This is a genomic window from Amycolatopsis sp. NPDC003865 (genome assembly GCF_053605345.1).
The window spans coordinates 47962-67485 of the sequence record NZ_JBSGJA010000038.1; the positions used below are offsets into that span (position 1 = coordinate 47962).

Here is a 19524-nt window from a genome sequence, read left to right on the forward strand (position 1 = left end):
GAGGGGAACACATCAGAACGCGGCGGCCCCGTTCGGGGTGCCGAGCCCGGTCGGGCCGTCGTAACCGGCGACGGCGGTGCACAGGTAGCCGCCACCGCACGAGCCGTTGCTGCCGCCGCTCACGTCGTAGAGCGACGAGGTGTGCGAGTACACGGTGTTCGCGCCGGCGACCCCGCTCACGCCGCCGAGCGCGTACACGCTGCCGACCACCGGCGCCGCGACGCTCGTGCCGCCGAACACCATCCAGCCGCTGCGGCCCTGGTAGGCCGTGCTGTCGTAAACCGCCACCCCGGTGGCCGGGTCGGCGACGGCGCTGACGTCGGCGACGGTGCGCCGGGCGCACCCGCTGTCGGTCTGCCACGAGGGCTTGGCGACGTAGGCCGAGCAGCCGCTGCCCGCGCCGCTCCACGCGGTTTCGGTCCAGCCTCGGGTGGTCGACGCCCGCTTCAGGCTGGTGCCGCCGACCGCGGTGACGTAGCGCGACGCCGCCGGGAACTCGACGCCGTAGCCGGAGTCACCGGAGCTGACCGTGATGGCGACCCCGGGGTGGTTGAAGTACTTGCCCTCGTCGGTGGTCTCGCCGGAGTACTCGCCGCCGCCGTAGGAGTTGCTGACCACCTCGGCGCCGAGCCGGACGGCGGTGTTCACCGCGGTGCCGAGGTTGGCCATGCTCGCCGTGCTCGCCTCGACGAGCAGGATGTTGCACTTCGGGCAGATCGCCGAGGCCATGTCGACGTCGAGGGAGATCTCCTGGGCCCAGCCGCCGTCCTTGCGCGGGTAGGACGTGCCGCCGTTCTGGTCGGACTTGGCGAAGCAGGGGGTGGTGCTCGCGTCGATCGACGACGGCGTGCACGAGGCGAGCGCGGGGATGCCGTACTGCGCGCGGTAGACGTTGACGTCGGCGAAGGCGGTCGGGTCGTCGTTGGCGTCCACGATCGCGATGGTGCGGCCGGCGCCCGCACTGCCGGCGAGCGAGCCGAGGTTGTACGCGGAGAGCAGGTCGGCCGGGCCGAGCCCGGACGGCGTCGCGGCCGCCGCGGCGGCGACGTGGTCGGTGTCGATCCAGGCGTTGCAGGCCGCGTACCCGGCCGGGGCGGCCGAGCAGACGCGCTGGACGTGCCCGTGCTGCGCGGGCGCCGCCTCGGCGACGCCGGCGGTGGTCAGGGCCAGGGTGAAGGCCGCGGCGAATACTGTCGCTCTACGCACAGTGAACCTCCGGGAGGTGGGGACCCGGTCGGTGAGGACCGGTGAGCGGAGACAGTAAGCAGCCGTTCGGCCGGGTGACACAGACCAAAGTCGGGTACCGGTTGCTCCCAATGGTGGAAAATCCGGGCGCGCGGCGGCAATCCCCGCCAAACCGGACTCCGCCGCGGCACTACTGCGGGTAGCAGTCAGCCCGCCGGACGCTCTCCCGCGTCCTCTTCGCCGAAAAGGGACTTCAGCGTCACCTCGCGGTTGACCCGGACGTGCTCGACGGCTTCGGCGTGCGCCCGCTCGGCGTCGCCCGACGCGATCGCGTCGAAGAGCCGGCGGTGCTCGTCGAGCAGTTCGGCCCAGTGCTCGTTCTGGCTCGTGAGCCAGCGGAGCCGGCCCTGCAGGGGCTGCAGCATCGTGGTGAGCAACGCGTTGCCGGCGATGGCGACGATCTCGTCGTGGAAGCGCGAGTTGAGGCCGGCGATCCGGGCGGCGTCGCCGCGGGCGGTCGCGCGGGCGGCGTCGGAGAGCACCCGCTCGAGCCGCTTCAGCTCCGCCGCGCCCGCCCGCTCGGCGGCGCGCCCGGCGGCGAGCCCCTCGAGGGCCTCCCGGACGTCGAACAGCTCCTCGACGTCGACGCGCGCGAGCTGCCGGACGACGATCCGGCGTGCCGACTGCTCGACGAGGAAGCCTTCGGCTTCGAGGCTGCGGATCGCTTCGCGGACGGGCACCCTGGAGACACCGAGGTCCTCGGCCAGTTCGCGCTCGACCAGCCGGTCGCCCGGACGGAGGCGGCCGGTCAAGATCCGTTCGCGCAGCTCGTCGCGCACCCGCTGCCGGGTGGCCGCGAGGGGCTGCCGCTCGCTCGCCGTGGTCACCGACTCCCCTCTCACAGAAGGTCACGCAACCCTCTGTAACCCGAGTTTAACGGCCGGAGGGTTGACGGCGGCGAACCTCGGGGTGATATTTGGGATGCCAAATTTTGGTATCCCAAATCGCCGTCGCCGCACGTCGACCGGAGGCCCGCATGACCGCAGCCCCGCTCACCGAAACCCAGCAAGAGACGAGCCCGCCGGACCCCCGGCTCTGGAACGAGGACCTCGCCCCGGCGAAGGAACGCCGTTGGAAGGTCTACGACATCTTCGCGCTGTGGATGTCCGACGTGCACAACCTCGGCAACTACACCTTCGCCGCCGGGCTGTTCGTGCTCGGCCTCTCGGCCTGGCAGGTGTTCACCGCCCTGCTGTTCGGCTTCGTGATCATCTACTTCGGCATGAACCTGATGGGCCGGATCGGCCAGCGCACCGGAGTGCCGTTCCCGGTCGTCGCGCGGATCAGCTTCGGCACGTTCGGCGCCAACCTGCCCGCGCTCATCCGCGCGATCATCGCGATCTTCTGGTACGGCATCCAGACCTACCTCGCGAGCGTGGCCATCACGCTGCTCGTGCTCGCCATCGACCCGGGCCTGAAACCGTGGACCGAACACGGTTTCCTCGGCCTGCACGCGCTCGGCTGGATCTGCTTCGTCGCGCTGTGGGCGGTCCAGGCGCTCATCCTCACCCGCGGCATGGAGTCGGTGCGCAAGTTCCAGGACTGGTGCGGCCCGGCGATCTGGGTCGTGATGATCGCACTCGCCGTCTGGATCCTGGCCGCCGGCAACTGGCACATTTCCCTGACCAGCAGCCCGAAGCAGCTCTCGGCCGGCGAGCAGATCCGCCAGTGGTTCGGCGCGGCCGGGCTGATCCTGGCCACGTACGGCACGCTGATGCTGAACTTCTGCGACTTCTCCCGCAACGCCCCGGACCAGAAGACGGTCAAGCGCGGCAACTTCTGGGGCCTGCCGATCAACTCGACGGCGTTCGCGCTGCTGTCGGTGATCGTCACCGCGGGCAGCATGCAGGTGTTCGGCGAGGCCATCACCGACCCGGCCGAACTGCTGGCCAAGGTGCACAACACGCCGGTGCTCATCGTCGGCGCGCTGACCTTCGCCATCGCCACGATGGGCGTCAACATCGTCGCGAACTTCGTGTCCCCCGCCTACGACCTGGCCAACATCTGGCCGAAGCGGATCACCTTCACCGTCGGCGGGATGATCAGCGCCGTCGCCGCGCTGTGCGTGCTGCCGTGGAAGCTCTACTCCTCGCCGGCCGTGGTCAACTACTTCCTCGGCGGGCTCGGCGCCTTCCTGGGCCCGCTGTTCGGGATCATGATCGTCGACTACTACCTGATCCGCCGCGGCAAGGTCGACGTCGCCCAGCTGTTCGTCGACGGCGGCGCGTACCCGCGGGTGAACCCGCGCGCCCTGGCGACGTTCTTCCCGACCGCCGCGCTGTCCGCGGTGATCGCGCTGGTGCCGTTCTTCGCCCCGGCGTCGCCGTACTCGTGGTTCATCGGCACGGCGTCCTCGGCAGCGTTGTACTACGCGGTTTCGAGGAAGCACCGATGAGGATCGTCGTCACCAACTGCAACACCACCGAGGCGATGACGAAGGAGATCGAAGCCGGGGCCCGCGCGGCCGCGAGCCCCGGCACCGAGATCCTCGCCCGGACCCCGCGCTGGGGCCCGGAGTCGGCCGAGGGCTGGCTGGACAGCTTCCTGTCCGCCGCGGCGGTGCTGGATCTGTTGCGGGGCCTGGAAGAACCGTTCGACGCCGTCGTGCTCGCCGGGTTCGGCGAGCACGGCCGCGAAGGCGCCCGCGAACTGCTGGACGTCCCGGTCGTCGACATCACCGAGGCCGCCGCGCACCTGGCCTGCCTGCTCGGCCGCCGCTACGGCGTCGTGACCACATTGGACCGGACGTGCGGGCTGATCGAGGACAGCCTGCACGCCGCCGGGGTGGCGCAGAACTGCGTCACCGTCACCGGCGCCGGGCTCGGCGTGCTGGAGCTGACCGACGAGCGGCGCACCGAATCGGCGTTGCTCACCGCGGGCCGCCGCGCGCGGGACGCCGGGGCGGAGGTGCTGGTGCTCGGCTGCGCCGGGATGACCGGGCTGGACCGCAAGATCGCGACGATGCTGGACATCCCGGTCATCGACGGCGTCGCGGCGGCGGTCCGGCTCGCGGAATCCCTGGTGGCACTGGGGCTGAAGACGAGCCGGGCGGGTTCGTACGCGCGGCCGCTGGCCAAACGCCGCACCTGGCCCGATTGACACCCGCCGCACCAGGACGCCAGAATCCCTGCAGCCGTACCGCCGCCCGGTGACGACGTGGGGATTTCGACGTCCCCGGAAGGCGGTCGACGTGCGCAGAGTTCTCGGCGCGCTGGCGGTTTCGGTCAGCGTGCTCCTGGTCCCGATCAGCGGGACGGCGGTGGCCGCGTCGCCACCGCGCACGATCGTCACCGACGGCGCCAAGCTCGCGAAGATCAAGCAGGCGATCCGCACCGGCCACGCGAGCAAGGCCCAGCAAGACGCCCTGAAAGCCGTGCTGGCCAAGGCGGACACCGCGCTGACGGCCGGGCCGTGGTCGGTCATGGACAAGCCGTCCGCGCCGCCCAGCGGCGACAAGCACGACTACACGAGCCAGGCGCCCTACTGGTGGGCGAGCCAGCCGAAGACGCCGGAGAACCCGCAGGGCTGCCCGTACGTCAGCAAGGACGGCCAGCGCAACCCGGAGGCCGACGCGATCACCGACCACACCTACCGGATGTGGGCGTGGGACGCGATGTACTACCTCTCGCTGGCCTGGTACTACACCGGCGACGCGAAGTACGCGAAGCGGGCGGCCCTGGACATCCGGACCTGGTTCCTCGATCCGGCCACCAAGATGAACCCGAACATGACCTACTCGCAGATCATCCCGTGCAAGACCACGATCAGCGGCACCGGGATCATCGACTCGACCCAGTCGTTCAGCCAGCTGATGGACGCGTTCGCGCTGCTCGACGGCGGCGCGCCGGGCTGGACCGGCAAGGACCGGTCCGGCGTCGAAGCGTGGCTGACGCAGTATCTGACCTGGATGCAGACCAGCCCGCAGGCGAAGCTGGAACTGGCCGCCACCAACAACCACGGCACGTTCCTCGACATGCAGAACGCGACGATCTCCGCGTACCTGGGCCACCGCGACGCCGCCCGGAAGATCGTCCTCGATGCCGAGAAGACCCGGTTCCCGGTGCAGTTCGCCGCCGACGGCAGCCAGCCCCTCGAACTCTCGCGCACGATGTCGTGGCACTACGTCAACTTCAACCTCACCGCGTGGGGCCGGCTGGCGGAGGTCGGGAAGAACCTCGGCGTCGACGTCTGGAAGTACCGGGCGCCGAACGGCGTGACGCTGCGGAAGGTCGTCGACCAGCTGATCCCGGGTGCCCTGCACGGCGCGGAAGCCTGGCCGCACCAGCAGATCGGCGTGTTCGACCAGTCGATCGCGGCCGACATCTTCCACGCCGCGGCCGAAGAGGCCCACGACTCCGACGCGGCGGCCGCGCTGAAGCAGATGCCGCTGCCGGCCGGCGGCGACACGTGGCCGGCGCGCGTCTCGTGCTTCCCGCTGGACCCGCCGCTCAAGTAAATCCGGACACAACACCGCATAGCGCACCGATTCCCAGATTGGTCTAGTCCAAAGCATTGACACTCGGTGTCCGCGCGCGCACATTCGTGAACGGGACCGGACCCGCTCGTGAAGCAGCCATCGCGTACGCCCTCTCCCGCGCCGCCGCGGCCGGGAGAGGGCCGTCCGCCTGCGCGAGGAGACGCCCATGCAGCGAAGATTCGCCCTGGTCGCCGCCGCGGCCGCCGCCGTCGTCATCGGCGGGCTGACCGTCGCCGGCCCGGCCGCGCCGGGCGCGGCCGCCGCGACCTCCGGCGGGGTCCGCATCGCCTACTACGACCAGTGGAGCATCTACCAGAACGCCTACTACCCGAAGAACGTCGATGCCATCGCCGGCAACCTCGACTACCTGCTCTACGACTTCGAGAACATCGATCCCGCGAACCTGACCTGCTTCGAAGCCACGAAGGCGACGACGCCGGATCCCGGCGGGGAAACCGATCCGAACGCCGGGGACGGCGCCGAAGACCAGTTCGCCGACTACCAGAAGACGTTCGGCTCGGACATCAGCGTCGACGGCACCGCCGACACCTGGAACCAGCCGATCGCCGGCAACTTCCACCAGCTGCAGGAGCTCAAGGCCAAGCACCCGAACCTCAAGGTGCTGCTGTCGATCGGCGGCTGGACGTACTCGAAGTACTTCTCCGACGCCGCCGCGACCGACGCCTCCCGCAAGAAGTTCGTCGGCTCGTGCCTGGACATGTTCATCAAGGGCAACATCCCCGCGTCGGGCGGCTACGGCGGTCCGGGCACCGCGGCGGGCATCTTCGACGGCGTCGACATCGACTGGGAGTACCCGGGTTCGCCGACCGGGCACGTCGGCAACCACTACAGCGCCGCCGACACCGCGAACTACACGGCGTTGCTCGCCGAGTTCCGCACCGAGCTGGACGCGTTGGGCGGCAAGCACTACGCGCTCTCGGCCGCGTTGCCCGGCGGCCAGGACAAGATCGCGAAGCTGCAGACCGACCGGATCGGGCAGTACCTGGACTTCGGCAACGCGATGACCTACGACATGCACGGCGCGTGGGACGCGACCGGCCCGACGAACTTCCAGGACCCGCTGTACTCGTCACCGGGCGACCCGTCCGGCACGATCCCGCCGGGCACCGAGAAGTACACGATCGATTCGGTCGTGAAGGACTACCTGCACGGCAACAGCGCGTACGGCATCGCGGGCGGCTTCCCGGCGGGCAAGCTGACGCTGGGCATCCCGTTCTACTACCGCGGCTGGACCGGGGTGCCCGCCGGGGCGAACCACGGCCTGTACCAGCCGGCTTCGGGCCCGTCGCCCGGGCACGCGTTGAGCGGCAACGTACCCGGCGTCGCGATGTACAAGGAACTGTCCGGTGTCGTCGACAACCCGGCGGACACGTACTGGGACCCGGTCACGCAGTCGGCCTGGTTCTACGACGGGACGAACTTCTACGGCGGCTCGTCGGCGCAGTCGGTCCGGGCGCGCACGGACTACATCCACTGCACGGGTCTGGGCGGCGCGATGATGTTCTCGCTCTACGACCTGGATCCGGGTTCGACGCTGTTCCACGCGGTGGTCGACGGTCTGGCGGCCTCGACGCCGAACTGCTCGGCGCCGCCGACCACGACTCCCCCGACGACGACCACTTCCACGACCCCGACCACGCCGACCACTCCGCCAACGACGACCACCACACCGCCGTCGATCCCCGCGTGGGCACCGGACACGGCGTACGCGGTGGGCGCGAAGGTGACCTACAACGGCGTCACGTACTCGTGCCGCCAAGCCCACACCTCGCTGGTGGGCTGGGAACCGCCGAACGTCCCGGCTCTGTGGCTGGCCGGCTGAGACGCCTTGAATGACTCGTTCGGGACCACGAAGGTCCTGAACGAGTCATTCAAGACATCAGTTGCCGTTGGGGGCGCCCACACCGGGGGCGGGGGCCGTCGCGTTGCCCGCGATGCCGTAGCGCCCGGCGGCGCCGTCGAGCTGTTCCTTCAGCGCCAGGATGGTGCTGACCCGTCCGGCCGAGCTGTCCACGTTGTCCACAGTGGACAGAATCGACGTCGCCGACGTGTCCGCGCGGACCACGCCCAGCGCACCGGTGCCATCCGCGGAACCGGCGTCGCCCGCCAGGACCGTGCCTGCACCGGAGCGGTCGAGCTGCGTGGCGAACCGGGCGATCGTCGCCGCGCGGTCGCCCGCGCCGTCGCCGGTCGCCTGGGCGCCGGTCAGCACGATCGCCAGCTGCCCCGGCTTGACGTCCCCGCCCGCCTTGACGAACCCGCCGTCGGTGAGCCCGCCGATCGCGGCCGCCAGCTCCTCGCCCGAGGACTGCGGCTTCGCCGTGGTCTTGTCCAGCAGCAGCACCGAACCGAGCAACGCGCCGGCGAGCGTGCCGGAGTCGCCCGCGGTCGGGAACTTCGAGCCGGCGGGCTGCAGCCGCGTGACGACGTCGCGCAGCTGGTCGGCCTTCTCCGGGTCGGCGAACGCGGACGTCAGCTGCACTTCCCCGGTCACCGCCGCGCCGGCCTGGCCGATCAGCTGCTTCAGCGCGTCCCGGTCGGCCGGACGCGCGTCTTCGGTGGTCACGAGCACCACCGACCGCTTGTCCAGCGTTCCCGCGACGACCTTCGGCCCCATCGAACCGGCGAACGCGTCGGCGTCGGCCAGCCGCGCGTTGAGCGCGTTGCGCTGCGCCTCCAGGTCGGAGACCTGGCTGCCGAGGTCCTTCTTCTCCCCCGCGAGCCCCGACAACAGCGTGCCGTTCAGCGCCGTCGAGCCGAGCACGACCCCGACAGCGAGCGCGAGGAAGCAGGCGGCGATGGAAACGACGTGGTAGCGAAGCGAAATCACGTGAACAATCCCTTGACCCAGGCGGCGAACGAGTTCCAGGTGCCCTTCAGCCAGTCCAGGTAGACCGTGCCGACGTCGGACACCAGCAGGGCCGCGGCGACCACCACGACCGCGGCGAGCACGAGCAGCACGACCGCGCCGATCGAGACGCGGCTGCGGTGCAGCGTCGCCACCGCCTTGCCGTCGACGAGCTTCGTGCCGAGCTTCAGCCGGGTCAGGAACGTCGACGGGTTCGACCCGGACCGGCCGTGGTCGAGGAATTCGCGCAGCGTGGCCTGGAACCCGACCGTGACGACGAGGCTCGCGCCGTGCGCGTCGGCCAGCAGCAGCGCGAGGTCTTCGGCGTTGCCGGAGGCCGGGAAGGTCACCGCGCCGATGCCGAGGTCCTGGATCCGCTCGACACCGGGCGCGTGCCCATCCGGCTGCGCGGGCACCACGACCTCGCCGCCGCCGCGCAGGGTGGCGGTGCCGATGCCGGTGGGGTCGCCGACGACGACGTCCGGCTTGTACCCCTGCACGCGCAGCGTGTCCGCGCCGGCGTCGACGCCGACCATGACCGGCCGGTGCTCGGCGATGTACTTCTTGAGTTTCTTGAGGTCCTCGGCGTGGCCGTTGCCGCCGGCGACGACCAGCACGTGCCGGTCGCGGATGGCGGCCTTCAGCTCCGGCACGCCGACGCCGTCGAGGATCAGCGTGCGCTCGCGGCGCAGGAACTCGATGGTGTTGGCCGAGAACGCCTCCAGCTGCGTCGACATCCCGGCCTTGGCCTCGATCATCTGGTCCGCGACGCTGTCGGCGGTCTGCTCGATCCCGGAGGCGACCTGGCGCTCGCCGACGTACACGACGCCGTCGTGCAGCCGCAGCTTCGTGCCGTCCTTGATCGAGCGCAGCAGCTCGCCGCCGACCGAGTCGACCAGCGGGATGCCGGCGCCGATGAGGATCTCTGGGCCCAGGTTCGGGAACCGGCCGGAGATCGACGGCGACGCGTTGACCACGCCGGCGACCTCCGCCTCGACCAGGGCGTCGGCCGTCTGGCGGTCGAGGTCCAGCTGGTCGAGCACGACGATGTCGCCGGGACTGATCCGGCGCAGCAGCTCCCGGGTCCGGCGGTCCACGCGGGCGACGCCGGTGATCCCCGGAAGGGGTTCTTGGTTCCGCGTGAGCAAGCCGGTGAGCTTCATGTGGCCGATGGTGACAAATTTGCTCGTGGGACGATGCTCGCCACGCCGAAGCCGGGGTGACCCGTTGTGGTGACCTCCCCCGCACGGGTCAGGCGTCGGACTCCTCCGACAACGAGCCGAAATCGAGGTTCACCCAGGGGCTGCCCGGGTCCTGAAGGAGCTGGTGGTGGACCCGCACGGCCGCCGGGTACCACTCGCCGAACTCGTCGTCCTCGGCGTGCAGCACGCGGCCCATGAGGTACCCGGCCGACAGGTCGGCCCATGACTGGTGGTAACGACGCGCCAGCGATCCCGCTTCGAGCACCATCAGCTCGGCGGTCAGCGCGTCGCAGTACCCGGCCGCCAGGCCCCACCGCGCGATGTTGACCGCGCGGCCGACGTCCCACGCGAGCGCCGTCGTGACGAAGCCGTCCGCGTCGACCAGGCCGTCGGCCCGGAAGCGCTGTTCGCAGCGCGACACCCGGCGGACGGTGTGCCGCAGTTCGTCGGCCTGGTCGGCGGCGTCGTTCTCCGCGCACCACCGGTCCACCAGCTCCGCCCACGTCAGCGGGTCGAACTCGCCGCTGGTCAGCCCGTACTCGGCGGCGAACCGCAGGCGCAGCATGAGCACGAGGTTGCCCGGCGTCAGCGCGTAGCCGTCGCCGATCAGGTCGGCCATCGTCGCGCGCCAGGCCGGCGGGTCCGGCACGCCCCACCAGTCCCGCAGGCCGCGCACTTCGGCGACGTAGTCGTGGCGGCGCGCGTCGAGGACGTTCCACGGCGCCGCGTTGAGCACGGCCAGGTGCGCCCCGCAGGCCAGCGCGTGCGCGATCGGCCCCTCGAGGTGCCCGTACGGCGCGGTGATCAGCCGCTCGACCTGCTCTTCCAGCGGGACGACGTCGTCGTGGTGCGCGTCGAGCCACGGCTGCAGGGTCGCGCCGGGCAGCCGCCACTCGCCGCGGGTGCCGCGGTTGAACACGACCCGCTCGTGGCGCCCGACGCCGTCGACCGCCCAGTCCAGCGCCCCGCTCATGGCGACGACGTCCGGGCCGAGGTCGGGCAGCGCGCCGCGGGTGAAGACCTGCAGGAACTCGTCGCCACCGGTCTCGAAGTAGACGTTGGGGAACGTCTCCGCCCGCTCGTCGAGGATGCTGTGGGCGTCCACCCGCCGGATCGGGACGAAGAGCTCCTCCCCGGCGAGCAGGCCGAGGTAGCGGTCCAGGTCGCCGTCGCGGCGGGCGGCGGCCAGCTGGGCTTCGACGTCGGCGGGCGGCGGCAGGATCACGGGGCGGCTCCCTCCGCTCGGCCGGTCAGCACGACGAGCTTGCCCGCCGTCCGGTTGTGCTCCAAGTCGTCGTGCGCCTGCCGGATCTCGTCCATCGCGTACACCGTGGCCAGGCCGAGGCTCGCTTCGCCGGCGGCGATCCGGTCGAGGTGGCGCTGGAGGACGGAGGCGGGCAGGTCGTCCGCCTCACCACCATAAGCGGTCAACCGCACCCCTGCGGGAAGGTATCCGATCGGATAAAAATTCGAGATCGTCCACTGGTTGGACAACATGCCGGCGAAGCAGACGGTGCCGTGCACGCGAGTGGCGTTCAGGGTGTCCGGCAGGGTGGGTGTCCCGACGAGTTCGAGGGCGGCGTCGACGCCTCCGGGCGCGATCTTCCGGACCTGCGCGGCGATGTCGCCGTCGTCGAGGAGCGGGTGGTCGACGCCGTGGTCGCGCAGGATGCCGAGCCGTTCCGGCCGGCGAGTGGTCGCGAAGACCGTGGCGCCGAGGTCCTTGGCGAGGGTCGCGGTGGCGAACCCGAGCGCGGACGTACCGCCGCGGATCAGCAGCGCCTGGCCCGCCTTGAGGTCGAGCCCGGTGGTGAGCGAGCCGTACGCGGTCTGCAGCGTCTCGGGGACCTGGCCGAGAACCTCCCACGGCAGGTCGCTCCGGAACGGGATGACCTGGCTCTCCGGCACGACGGTGTATTCGGCGTAACCGCCGTCGAAGGTCCGGCCCATCCCGCCCATCATGGTGGCGACCTGCTGCCCGGGCTCGAAACCCCCGCCGGCGTCGACGATCCCGACGGCCTCGATCCCGGGCACGCGCGGGAACGTGACGCCTTCGGCCAGCCCGAGCCGGGTGTGCAGCTCGGAGCGGTTGAGCCCGAACGCCTTGACGGCGATCCGCACCCAGCCCGGTTTCACCTCGGGTAGTGGAAGCTCGGTGAGTTCGAGGTTTTCGACGGGACCGGGTTCCCGGAGTACCACCGCGCGCATCCTGGGTCCTTTCTTCGCATGCGAACAGTCCGCACAACAACTGTCCGCGCGCGTAGTATTCCCGGTATGAGCCTCTCCTCCGACCACGACGCGGCCTGGCGGGGTTTCCTGCGCTCGTCGGCACTGTTGCTGCGGGTGCTGGACGCGGAGCTGCGGGCCGGGCACGGGATGACGCACCGGACGTACGACGCGCTGGTCCAGCTGTCGGAGGCCCCGGACCGGCGGCTGCACATGAAGGAGCTGGCGGAGGCGCTGGTCCACAGCGCGAGCGGCCTGACCCGGGTGGTGGACGGCCTGGAGCGGGACGGCTACGCGCGCCGCGAGGTGGACCCGGCGAACCGCCGGTCGACGCTGGTGGTGCTGACGCCGGCCGGGCTGGCCGCGTTGGAGGCGGCGTGGCCGACGCACCTGCGCGGGGTCGAGCGCCATTTCGCCGGCCACGTCAGCCGGGCGCAGGCGCAGGTGCTCGCGGAGGTGTTCGGCGCGATCACCGCGGACCTCGAGGACCGCTGAGCCCGGCCGCGGCCGCTACTTCTTCTTACTCCGCTTGGGCTTCGGAGCCGGTTCGGACTTGGCCTTCTCCGCCGTCGCGAGCAGCTCCTCCGCGTGCGCCCGGCCCGTCTCCGTGTCGTCCATCCCGGCGAGCATCCGCGCCAGCTCGTTCACCCGCTCGGTCTGGCTGAGGTTCTTCACCCCGCTGCGGGTCACCCCGCCGCTGTGGCCCTTGTCCACCACCAGGTGCTGGTCGGCGAACGCGGCGACCTGCGGCAGGTGCGTGACCACCAGGACCTGGTGGGTCCGGGCCAGCCGGGCCAGCCGGCGGCCGATCTCGACCGCCGCGCGGCCGCCCACCCCGGCGTCGACCTCGTCGAACACCAGCGTCTGGACGGTGTCCGCGTGGGCCAGCACCACCTCGATCGCCAGCATGACCCGCGACAGCTCACCGCCGGAAGCGGCCTTGTGCACCGGCAGCGGCGGCGCGCCGTCGTGGGCGCGCAGCAGCAGCTCGACGTCGTCGACGCCGTCCGGGCCCGCGTGCACCGCGCGGCCGTCGAGGGTCAGCGCGTGCGTGTCGCCGTGCTCGGCCGGGCGCTGCTCGACCGTCACCTCGATCGCCGCCTGGCCCATCGCCAGCCCGGACAGCTCGCGCGTGATCTCGTCCGCCAGCTCGGCCGCGGCCTTCTCCCGGGCGGCCGACACCTCGACCGCGTGCGCGGCGAGCTGCACCGCGAGCTGGTCGCGCCGCAGCGCCAGCTCGGCGAGCGCCTCCTCCGACGTGTCCATCGACTCGAGACGGCGCCGGGCGTCGTCGGCCCAGGCGAGCACGCCGTCGACGTCCGCCGCGTACTTGCGGGTCAGCCGCTTGAGGTCGGCCTGACGGGCGAGGACCTTCTCCAGCAGCGCCGGGTCGGCGTCCAGCGTCTCGACGTAGCTGCCCAGCTCGGCACCGACGTCGGTCAGCAGCGTCGACGCCTCCTCCAGCCGCGGCGCCAGCTCGCGCAACACGGCGTCTTCGGACGTCGACAGCCGTCGCAGTGCTTCGGAAACCATGCCCATGGCGCTCGGGGCGTCCGGGTCGCCGTCCGGCGAGCCCGACAGCGCGAGGTGCGCCTCGGTCGCGGCCGCGCGCAGCTCGTCCGCGGCCGCGAGCCGCTTGATCTGCGCGGTGAGCTCGACGTCCTCGCCCGGCTCCGGCGCGACGGCGTCGATCTCGGTCAGGCCGTGCTTGAGCAGGTCGGCCTGCTGGGCCATCTCCCGCGAGCGCGTCGACCGCTCGGTCAGCTCCGCGATCACCGCCAGCCACTCGGACCGGACCTCCCGGTACGCGCGCAGCGGCTTCCCCACCGCGTCGCCGGCGAACCGGTCGATCACCTCGCGCTGCTCGCTCGGGCGCAGCAGCCGCAGCTGGTCGTTCTGCCCGTGCACCGCGATCAGCTGTTCGGACAGCTCCGCGAGCACGCCGACCGGCACCGACCGGCCGCCCAGGTGGGCGCGCGAACGCCCGTCGACGGCGACGGCCCGCAGCGCGATGACGCTGCCGTCCTCGTCGACGTCGGCACCCGACTCGGTGACGATCCGCTCGGCGCCTTCGACCCCGGAATAGGTGAACCGCCCTTCCACGAACGCCTTGAGCATCCCCGTCCGGACCTTGGACACCTCGGCCCGGCCCCCGGAGAGCAGGTGCAGCCCGGTGACGACCATGGTCTTACCGGCACCCGTCTCACCGGTCACGACGGTGAAGCCCGCGTGCAGTTCCAGCAGGGCGTCCTCGATGACTCCGAGGCCCTGGATGCGCATCTCGGCCAGCACGCCGCCTACGGTAGCGGCCCCCACCGACACTCTGCGCGCGCGGGCACCCGGCGAGTCGCCGATATGTTCGAATGGATCGCCGAGCGGTCCCTATTCGCAGGGGCGGGCGTGGCGCTCGCGCCAGCTCTTCACCGGCAGCGAGAACTTCTGCACCAGGCGGTCGGTGAACGGCCCGTCCCACAGGCGGACCAGCCGCACCGGCGTCTTGCCGCAGGTCACGCGCACGCGGGCACCCGGCGGCAGGTCGATGAGCCGCCCGCCGTCGCAGGTCAGGACCGCCGGCGAGCCGTCCGGGTCGATCCCGACGGTGATCACCGAGTCCCGCGAGACGACCAGCGGCCGGGAGAACATCGCGTGCGCGTTGCTCGGCACGACCAGCAACGCCTGCACGTCCGGCCAGATGATCGGGCCACCCGCCGAGAACGCGTACGCCGTCGAACCGGTCGGTGTGGCGCACAGCACACCGTCGCAGCCGAAGGCGGACACGGGCCGGCCGTCGACCTCGATCAGCGCGTCCAGGACGCGCTCGCGGGTGCTCTTCTCGACGCTGGCCTCGTTGAGGGCCCACGCGCGGGCGACCTCTTCGCCGTCGTGGGTGACGGTGACGTCGATGGTCATCCGGTCTTCGACCTGGTAGTCGCCGTCGACGACGCGCTGCACGGTGTCGGCCAGCGCGTCGGAGTCGGCCTCGGCGAGGAAGCCGACGCGCCCGAGGTTCACCCCGAGCACCGGCACCCCCGCCGGGCGGGCCAGCTCGGCCGCGCGCAGCAGCGTGCCGTCGCCGCCGAGGACGAAGACGAGCTCGACCCCCTCGGCGGGGTTGTCGTCGGGGTCCACGACGGTGCAGGTCGCGCCGACGCCGTGCTCGTCGGGGTTGATCAGCGCGCAGACGTCGTGCTCGATCACCCGGATCCGGATGCCGGCCTTGGCGAAGCGCGCGGAAACCTCGCGCGCCGCTTCGCCCGTCGCTTCGCGGTCGGGGTGCACCATGAGGAGCACTTCACGTTCGGTGGTCATGCGGGCCCTTCCTCGACGGCGGTTCGGACGAGCCGCTCGGCCTCAGACCTGTCTACCTCGTCCACAGTGGACTCGGCCACGTGTTCTTTCTTCAGCCAGACGAAGTACTCGACGTTCCCCGACGGCCCGGGCAGCGGGCTCGCGGTGACGCCGCGCAGCGCGAGCCCGAGCTTCGCGGCTTCGCCGATGACGGTGAGCACCGATTCGGCGCGCAGCTGCGGGTCGCGGACGACCCCGCCGCTGCCGAGCCGGTCCTTGCCCACTTCGAACTGGGGCTTGACCATCGGCACGAGGTCGGCGCCGTCGCGCGCGCAGGCCGCGAGCGCGGGCAGCACGAGCTTGAGCGAGATGAACGAGAGGTCCCCGACGACGACGTCGACCTGGCCGCCGAGGTCCTCGGGAGAGAGGTTGCGAACGTTGGTGCGGTCCATGACCACTACACGTTCGTCGGTGCGGATCCGCCAGTCGAGCAGGCCGCGGCCCACGTCGGCGGCGATCACGGTCGCGGCGCCGCGGCGGAGCAGGACGTCGGTGAAGCCGCCGGTGGACGCGCCGGCGTCGAGGCAGCGCTTGCCTTCGACGCTGAGACCGTCGAACGCTTCGAGGGCACCCAGCAGCTTGTGCGCGCCGCGGGAGGCCCAGCCGGGGTCGTCCTCGTCCTTGACGACGATGGGCGCGTCGGACTCCACGCCGGTGGCGGGCTTGCTGGCCACCATGCCGCGCACGGTGACCTTGCCGCCGGTGATGAGGGCCGAGGCCTGCTCGCGCGACCGGGCGAGGCCGCGCCGAACCAGTTCCGCGTCGAGGCGCGCCCGCTTGGGCACCGTGGTCAGACCTTGTCGATGCTGGAGAGGGCGACCGTCAGCTCGGTGTGCACGGCGTCGAACCGCTCGACGTGCTCCGCGAGCGGCAGGGCGTCGAGGTCGTCCAGCCCGGCGACGGCTTCGTCGATGCCGGCCCGCGGGTCGGTCTGCTGCGAGAACGAACCGGGCGGCGGGCCCGGGACGGGGTAGGGATGCACGTTACGAACGGTAGCAGTCAGCGCAGCCGGGCCTTCGCGTCCTCGCCGAGTTCGGTGACGCCGGTCTCCCAGGCCACGTGGCAGAGCGCCCGCAGGAGGTCCAGGGCGTCGCCGTCGCCCTTCGCCGTCAAGGTCTGGTTCTCGACGGTCACGGTCCAGCCCGGGCGAGGACCGATCTTCAGGTCTTCGGCCCGCTCGGTGAGCGCTGTGAGGTCCTTCGCGAGGTAGGTGCCGCGCTCGGCCGGGCCGGCCTCGATCAGCTGTTCCGGCGTCGCGACGCCGGACAGGACGACGAGGGAGTCGATGCCCGCGGCGACCGCGCCGGCGATGTCGGTGTCCAGCCGGTCACCGACGACGAGAGGCTTGCCGGCACCCGCGGACCGCGCGGCGGTCTCGAACAGCAGCGGCTCCGGCTTGCCGGCGACGAGCGGTTCGACGTCGGTGGCGGTCCGCAGCGCGGCGACCATCGAGCCGTTGCCGGGCAGCAGCCCGCGCTCGCTGGGGAGCGTGGCGTCGACGTTGCAGGCCACCCAGAGCGCGCCGGCGCGGATGGCGAGGCAGGCTTCGGCCAGCGCGGCCCAGGTGTTGTCGGGCGAGTGGCCCTGGACGACGGCCTGGACGCTCGGGGCGTTCTCCCGCACCGGCTTGAGCCCCGCCTGCGTCACTTCGGCGGCCAGCGACTCGGTGCCGACGACGAGGACCTCGGCGCCGGGCTCGAGCCGTTCTCCGAGCAGCTGCACCCCGGCTTGGGCGCTGGTGTGCACCTCGCCGGCGTCGGCGGGCACGCCGAGGCCGGTGAGGTGGTCGACGACCTCGGCCGGGGCCTTGGACGCGTTGTTCGTGACGAAGCGGACGGGTGTGCCGTGCTCGCGCGCCGCCCGCACCGTCTCCGGGGCGCCAGGGATCACCCGGGTGCCGTGGTAGACGGTGCCGTCGAGGTCGAACAGGACCGCGTCGTAGGCCGCGAGCAGGGCGTCACTCATCCGAGTCGTTCTTCTCCTCGGTCTTCTCTTCGTTGGCCAGGTCGGCGGCGCGCTCGGCGGCGTCGGTCTCGTCTTCGGCGTCGGCCTCGGCGGCGTTGAGGAACCACCGGACGGCCTCGTCCTTGCGGCCGGCGGCGGCGAGGTTGTCGGCGTAGGCGTAGAAGAGGCGAGCGCTCCACGGGTCGCGCTTGTCGGCCTTGAGGTCGTCACCCTGCAGCGAGACGACGGCGGCGTCGAGCTGCCCGAGGTCCCGCCGCGCCCCGGCGGCGACGATGGCGAGCTCGACCTGCGTGGCCTTGTTCAGGCTCGCGGTGTCGGCTTCCTTCGCGAGGTCGAGGGCGCGTTCGGGCCGGCCCAGGGCGCGTTCGGCGTCGGCGATAATGGCGATGTGGTCATCGCTGCGGGTCATCCGCCGGACGGCCCGCAGTTCGGAGAGGGCTTCCGACCAGTTGCCGGCGTGGTAGGCGACGAGGCCGAGCGCCTCCCGCACGATCGGCACGCGCGAGGCCTTGGCCTTGGCGTACTTGGCGTGCTCGAGCGCGGCCTCGGGATCGGAGTCGATCAGGCCCCCGGCGGCGACGAGGTGCTTCCCGACGGTCTCGGCCAGGCCCTTGGGCAGAGTCCGCAGCTCGCGGCGGGCGTCCTCGTCGAGGTCGGAGAATTCGATGTCCTCGGGCAGTTCGGGAGCTTCGAGGAGCTCCTTGGCGAGGGCCTCGTCGTCGAGCGGGCCGCCGACGCGCGGCTGCGGGTCGCGGCGGGGGCGGTCGCGCCGGTTGTCGTCGCGCTTGAAGCCGCCACGGTCTTCACGCTTGAAGCCACCGGTCCGGCTGCCACGGTCATCGTCGCGGCGCTGGTAGCCACCGCGCGACTCGGAGCCGCCACGGTCCTCCCGGCGGCCCGCACCTTCGCGGTCGTCCCGCTTGAACCCACCGCGATCGTCGTCCCGGCGCTGGTAACCCCCGCGATCTTCGCGCTTGAAGCCACCGGTCCGGCTGCCGCGGTCATCGTCGCGGCGCTGGTAGCCACCGCGGGAGTCCGAACCACGGCTGCGGTCATCGTCGCGGCGCTGATAACTGCCACGCGAGTCCGAGCCGCCACGGTTCCGGTCATCGTCCCGGCGCTGGTAACCACCACGGGAATCCGAACCACGACCGCGGTCATCGTCCCGGCGCTGGTAACCGCCACGGGAGTCCGAACCACGACCGCGGTCATCGTCGTGGCGCTGATAACTGCCACGCGAGTCCGAGCCGCCACGGTTCCGGTCATCGTCCCGGCGCTGGTAACCACCACGGGAATCCGAACCACGACCGCGGTCATCGTCCCGGCGCTGATAACTCCCGCGCGAGTCCGAACCACGACCGCGGTCATCGTCCCGGCGCTGGTAACCACCGCGCGAGTCCGAACCACGACCGCGGTCGTCGTCGCGACGCTGGTAACCACCGCGCGAGTCCGAGCCGCCACGGTTCCGGTCGTCATCGCGGCGCGAGTAGCTGCCGCGGTCGTCCGAGCGGTAGCCGCCGCTGCTGCGGTCCTCCCAGCGCGGCTTGCGGTCTCCGTACGAGGACTTGCCCTGGGGGCGGCCGCCGCGGTCGTCCTGGCCTCGGCCCGTGTTCTCGTAGCGTCCGCCGGAACGGCCGGCGTCGCGGTCGGGGCGGCCCGGGCCGCCCGAAAAGCGGCTGCCGCCCGGACGGCCGCCGGAGTCGCGGAAGCCGCCGCGCCGGTCGTCGCGGTCGCTCGTGCCGCGGCCCTGACCTGCGTACCCTCCGCGCTGGTCGCGGTCACGGGGACCGTCGCCGCCGCGGAAGGGCTTGCCGCCGCCGCGGACCCCGCGGTCGTCGCGGCGCGGCCGGCCCTGGTAGCCGCCGTCGCGGCCGCCGCGGTCCTGCCGCGCGCCACCCTGGTTCTTCCGGGGTCCGTCCGACCGACCCCGGGAGCCTTCGTCCCGGCGTGCCGACCGGCCGGACCCATCATCCGCTGAGTCTCGTCGACCGAACTCGGACACCTGGCCTCCTGCCGTGGAAAAATCTTGTTCCGGACATACGCGTACGGCCCGCTAGGGCAGCCAACTGGCTATCCTAACGGGCCGTACGGAAGGTAAGTTCGGCGGTGTCCTACTCTCCCACAACCCTTCGGTTGCAGTACCATCGGCGCTGTCAGGCTTAGCTTCCGGGTTCGGAATGGGACCGGGCGTT

The 19524-nt window shown here is 71.7% G+C and carries 18 protein-coding genes and 1 rRNA gene; 6 read left to right on the plus strand and 13 right to left on the minus strand.

The window, feature by feature from the left end:
• Window positions 1-12: 12 nt before the first annotated feature.
• Both ACWEVP_RS48180 and ACWEVP_RS48185 read right to left on the minus strand, forming a co-directional pair.
• Window positions 13-1206: a S53 family peptidase gene (locus tag ACWEVP_RS48180; RefSeq protein ID WP_452069331.1), complete on the minus strand. Its 1194-nt coding sequence runs from the start codon at window positions 1204-1206 to the stop codon at window positions 13-15.
• Window positions 1207-1391: 185 nt separating this feature from the next.
• On the minus strand, window positions 1392-2072 hold the full coding sequence (locus ACWEVP_RS48185) for a GntR family transcriptional regulator (protein ID WP_452069332.1): 681 nt from the start codon (window positions 2070-2072) through the stop codon (window positions 1392-1394).
• 149 nt (window positions 2073-2221) lie between these two features.
• Between ACWEVP_RS48185 and ACWEVP_RS48190 the strand changes: the two genes are divergently transcribed.
• The 4 genes from ACWEVP_RS48190 to ACWEVP_RS48205 all read left to right on the plus strand — a co-directional run bounded on the left by ACWEVP_RS48190 (window position 2222) and on the right by ACWEVP_RS48205 (window position 7565).
• Window positions 2222-3640 (plus strand): NCS1 family nucleobase:cation symporter-1, encoded by a 1419-nt coding sequence (locus tag ACWEVP_RS48190; RefSeq protein WP_452069333.1) that lies wholly within the window; start codon window positions 2222-2224, stop codon window positions 3638-3640.
• Window positions 3637-4344: an aspartate/glutamate racemase family protein gene (locus ACWEVP_RS48195; protein WP_452069334.1), complete on the plus strand. Its 708-nt coding sequence runs from the start codon at window positions 3637-3639 to the stop codon at window positions 4342-4344. The genes ACWEVP_RS48190 and ACWEVP_RS48195 overlap by 4 nt, the downstream gene beginning before the upstream one ends.
• Before the next feature lie 91 nt (window positions 4345-4435).
• Entirely contained in the window at window positions 4436-5701 is a 1266-nt protein-coding gene (locus ACWEVP_RS48200; protein WP_452069335.1) for an alginate lyase family protein, read from the plus strand.
• 187 nt (window positions 5702-5888) lie between these two features.
• Window positions 5889-7565, plus strand: coding sequence for a glycosyl hydrolase family 18 protein (locus ACWEVP_RS48205; RefSeq protein WP_452069336.1), 1677 nt, complete (start codon window positions 5889-5891; stop codon window positions 7563-7565).
• Window positions 7566-7622: 57 nt separating this feature from the next.
• On the opposite strand, the gene ACWEVP_RS48210 is transcribed toward ACWEVP_RS48205, so the two are convergent.
• The 4 genes from ACWEVP_RS48210 to ACWEVP_RS48225 all read right to left on the minus strand — a co-directional run bounded on the left by ACWEVP_RS48210 (window position 7623) and on the right by ACWEVP_RS48225 (window position 12001).
• Window positions 7623-8573: a copper transporter gene (locus ACWEVP_RS48210; RefSeq protein ID WP_452069337.1), complete on the minus strand. Its 951-nt coding sequence runs from the start codon at window positions 8571-8573 to the stop codon at window positions 7623-7625.
• The gene (steA, locus tag ACWEVP_RS48215) at window positions 8570-9754 is read right to left on the minus strand and encodes a putative cytokinetic ring protein SteA (RefSeq protein ID WP_452069338.1); all 1185 of its coding nucleotides are present in this window, start codon (window positions 9752-9754) and stop codon (window positions 8570-8572) included. Before steA ends, ACWEVP_RS48210 begins: the two co-directional genes overlap by 4 nt.
• 88 nt (window positions 9755-9842) lie before the next feature.
• Window positions 9843-11018 carry a DUF1266 domain-containing protein gene (locus ACWEVP_RS48220; RefSeq protein WP_452069339.1) on the minus strand — a complete coding sequence of 392 codons (1176 nt, stop codon included), beginning with the start codon at window positions 11016-11018 and terminating at the stop codon, window positions 9843-9845.
• The gene (locus ACWEVP_RS48225; RefSeq protein ID WP_452069340.1) at window positions 11015-12001 is read right to left on the minus strand and encodes a zinc-binding alcohol dehydrogenase family protein; all 987 of its coding nucleotides are present in this window, start codon (window positions 11999-12001) and stop codon (window positions 11015-11017) included. The genes ACWEVP_RS48220 and ACWEVP_RS48225 overlap by 4 nt, the downstream gene beginning before the upstream one ends.
• A 66-nt stretch (window positions 12002-12067) precedes the next feature.
• On the opposite strand from ACWEVP_RS48225, the gene ACWEVP_RS48230 reads away from it, so the two are divergent.
• Window positions 12068-12514: a MarR family winged helix-turn-helix transcriptional regulator gene (locus ACWEVP_RS48230; protein ID WP_452069341.1), complete on the plus strand. Its 447-nt coding sequence runs from the start codon at window positions 12068-12070 to the stop codon at window positions 12512-12514.
• Between the two features lie 15 nt (window positions 12515-12529).
• On the opposite strand, the gene recN is transcribed toward ACWEVP_RS48230, so the two are convergent.
• The 6 genes from recN to ACWEVP_RS48260 all read right to left on the minus strand — a co-directional run bounded on the left by recN (window position 12530) and on the right by ACWEVP_RS48260 (window position 17831).
• On the minus strand, window positions 12530-14311 hold the full coding sequence (gene recN, locus ACWEVP_RS48235) for a DNA repair protein RecN (RefSeq protein WP_452069342.1): 1782 nt from the start codon (window positions 14309-14311) through the stop codon (window positions 12530-12532).
• A gap of 90 nt (window positions 14312-14401) precedes the next feature.
• A complete protein-coding gene (locus ACWEVP_RS48240; protein ID WP_452069343.1) occupies window positions 14402-15328 on the minus strand; it encodes an NAD kinase in 927 nt (308 codons plus the stop codon).
• A complete protein-coding gene (locus ACWEVP_RS48245) occupies window positions 15325-16152 on the minus strand; it encodes a TlyA family RNA methyltransferase (RefSeq protein WP_452069344.1) in 828 nt (275 codons plus the stop codon). The genes ACWEVP_RS48240 and ACWEVP_RS48245 overlap by 4 nt, the downstream gene beginning before the upstream one ends.
• Window positions 16153-16157: 5 nt before the next feature.
• Complete coding sequence (locus ACWEVP_RS48250) at window positions 16158-16349, minus strand: hypothetical protein (protein ID WP_364464766.1); 192 nt, start codon at window positions 16347-16349, stop codon at window positions 16158-16160.
• A 17-nt stretch (window positions 16350-16366) separates the two neighbouring features.
• Entirely contained in the window at window positions 16367-17332 is a 966-nt protein-coding gene (locus tag ACWEVP_RS48255; protein WP_452069345.1) for an HAD-IIA family hydrolase, read from the minus strand.
• The gene (locus ACWEVP_RS48260; protein WP_452069346.1) at window positions 17325-17831 is read right to left on the minus strand and encodes a tetratricopeptide repeat protein; all 507 of its coding nucleotides are present in this window, start codon (window positions 17829-17831) and stop codon (window positions 17325-17327) included. Before ACWEVP_RS48260 ends, ACWEVP_RS48255 begins: the two co-directional genes overlap by 8 nt.
• A gap of 30 nt (window positions 17832-17861) precedes the next feature.
• Between ACWEVP_RS48260 and ACWEVP_RS48265 the strand changes: the two genes are divergently transcribed.
• Complete coding sequence (locus ACWEVP_RS48265) at window positions 17862-19310, plus strand: hypothetical protein (protein WP_452069347.1); 1449 nt, start codon at window positions 17862-17864, stop codon at window positions 19308-19310.
• A gap of 120 nt (window positions 19311-19430) precedes the next feature.
• On the opposite strand, the gene rrf is transcribed toward ACWEVP_RS48265, so the two are convergent.
• A 5S ribosomal RNA gene (rrf, locus tag ACWEVP_RS48270) occupies window positions 19431-19524 on the minus strand; the annotation flags it as partial.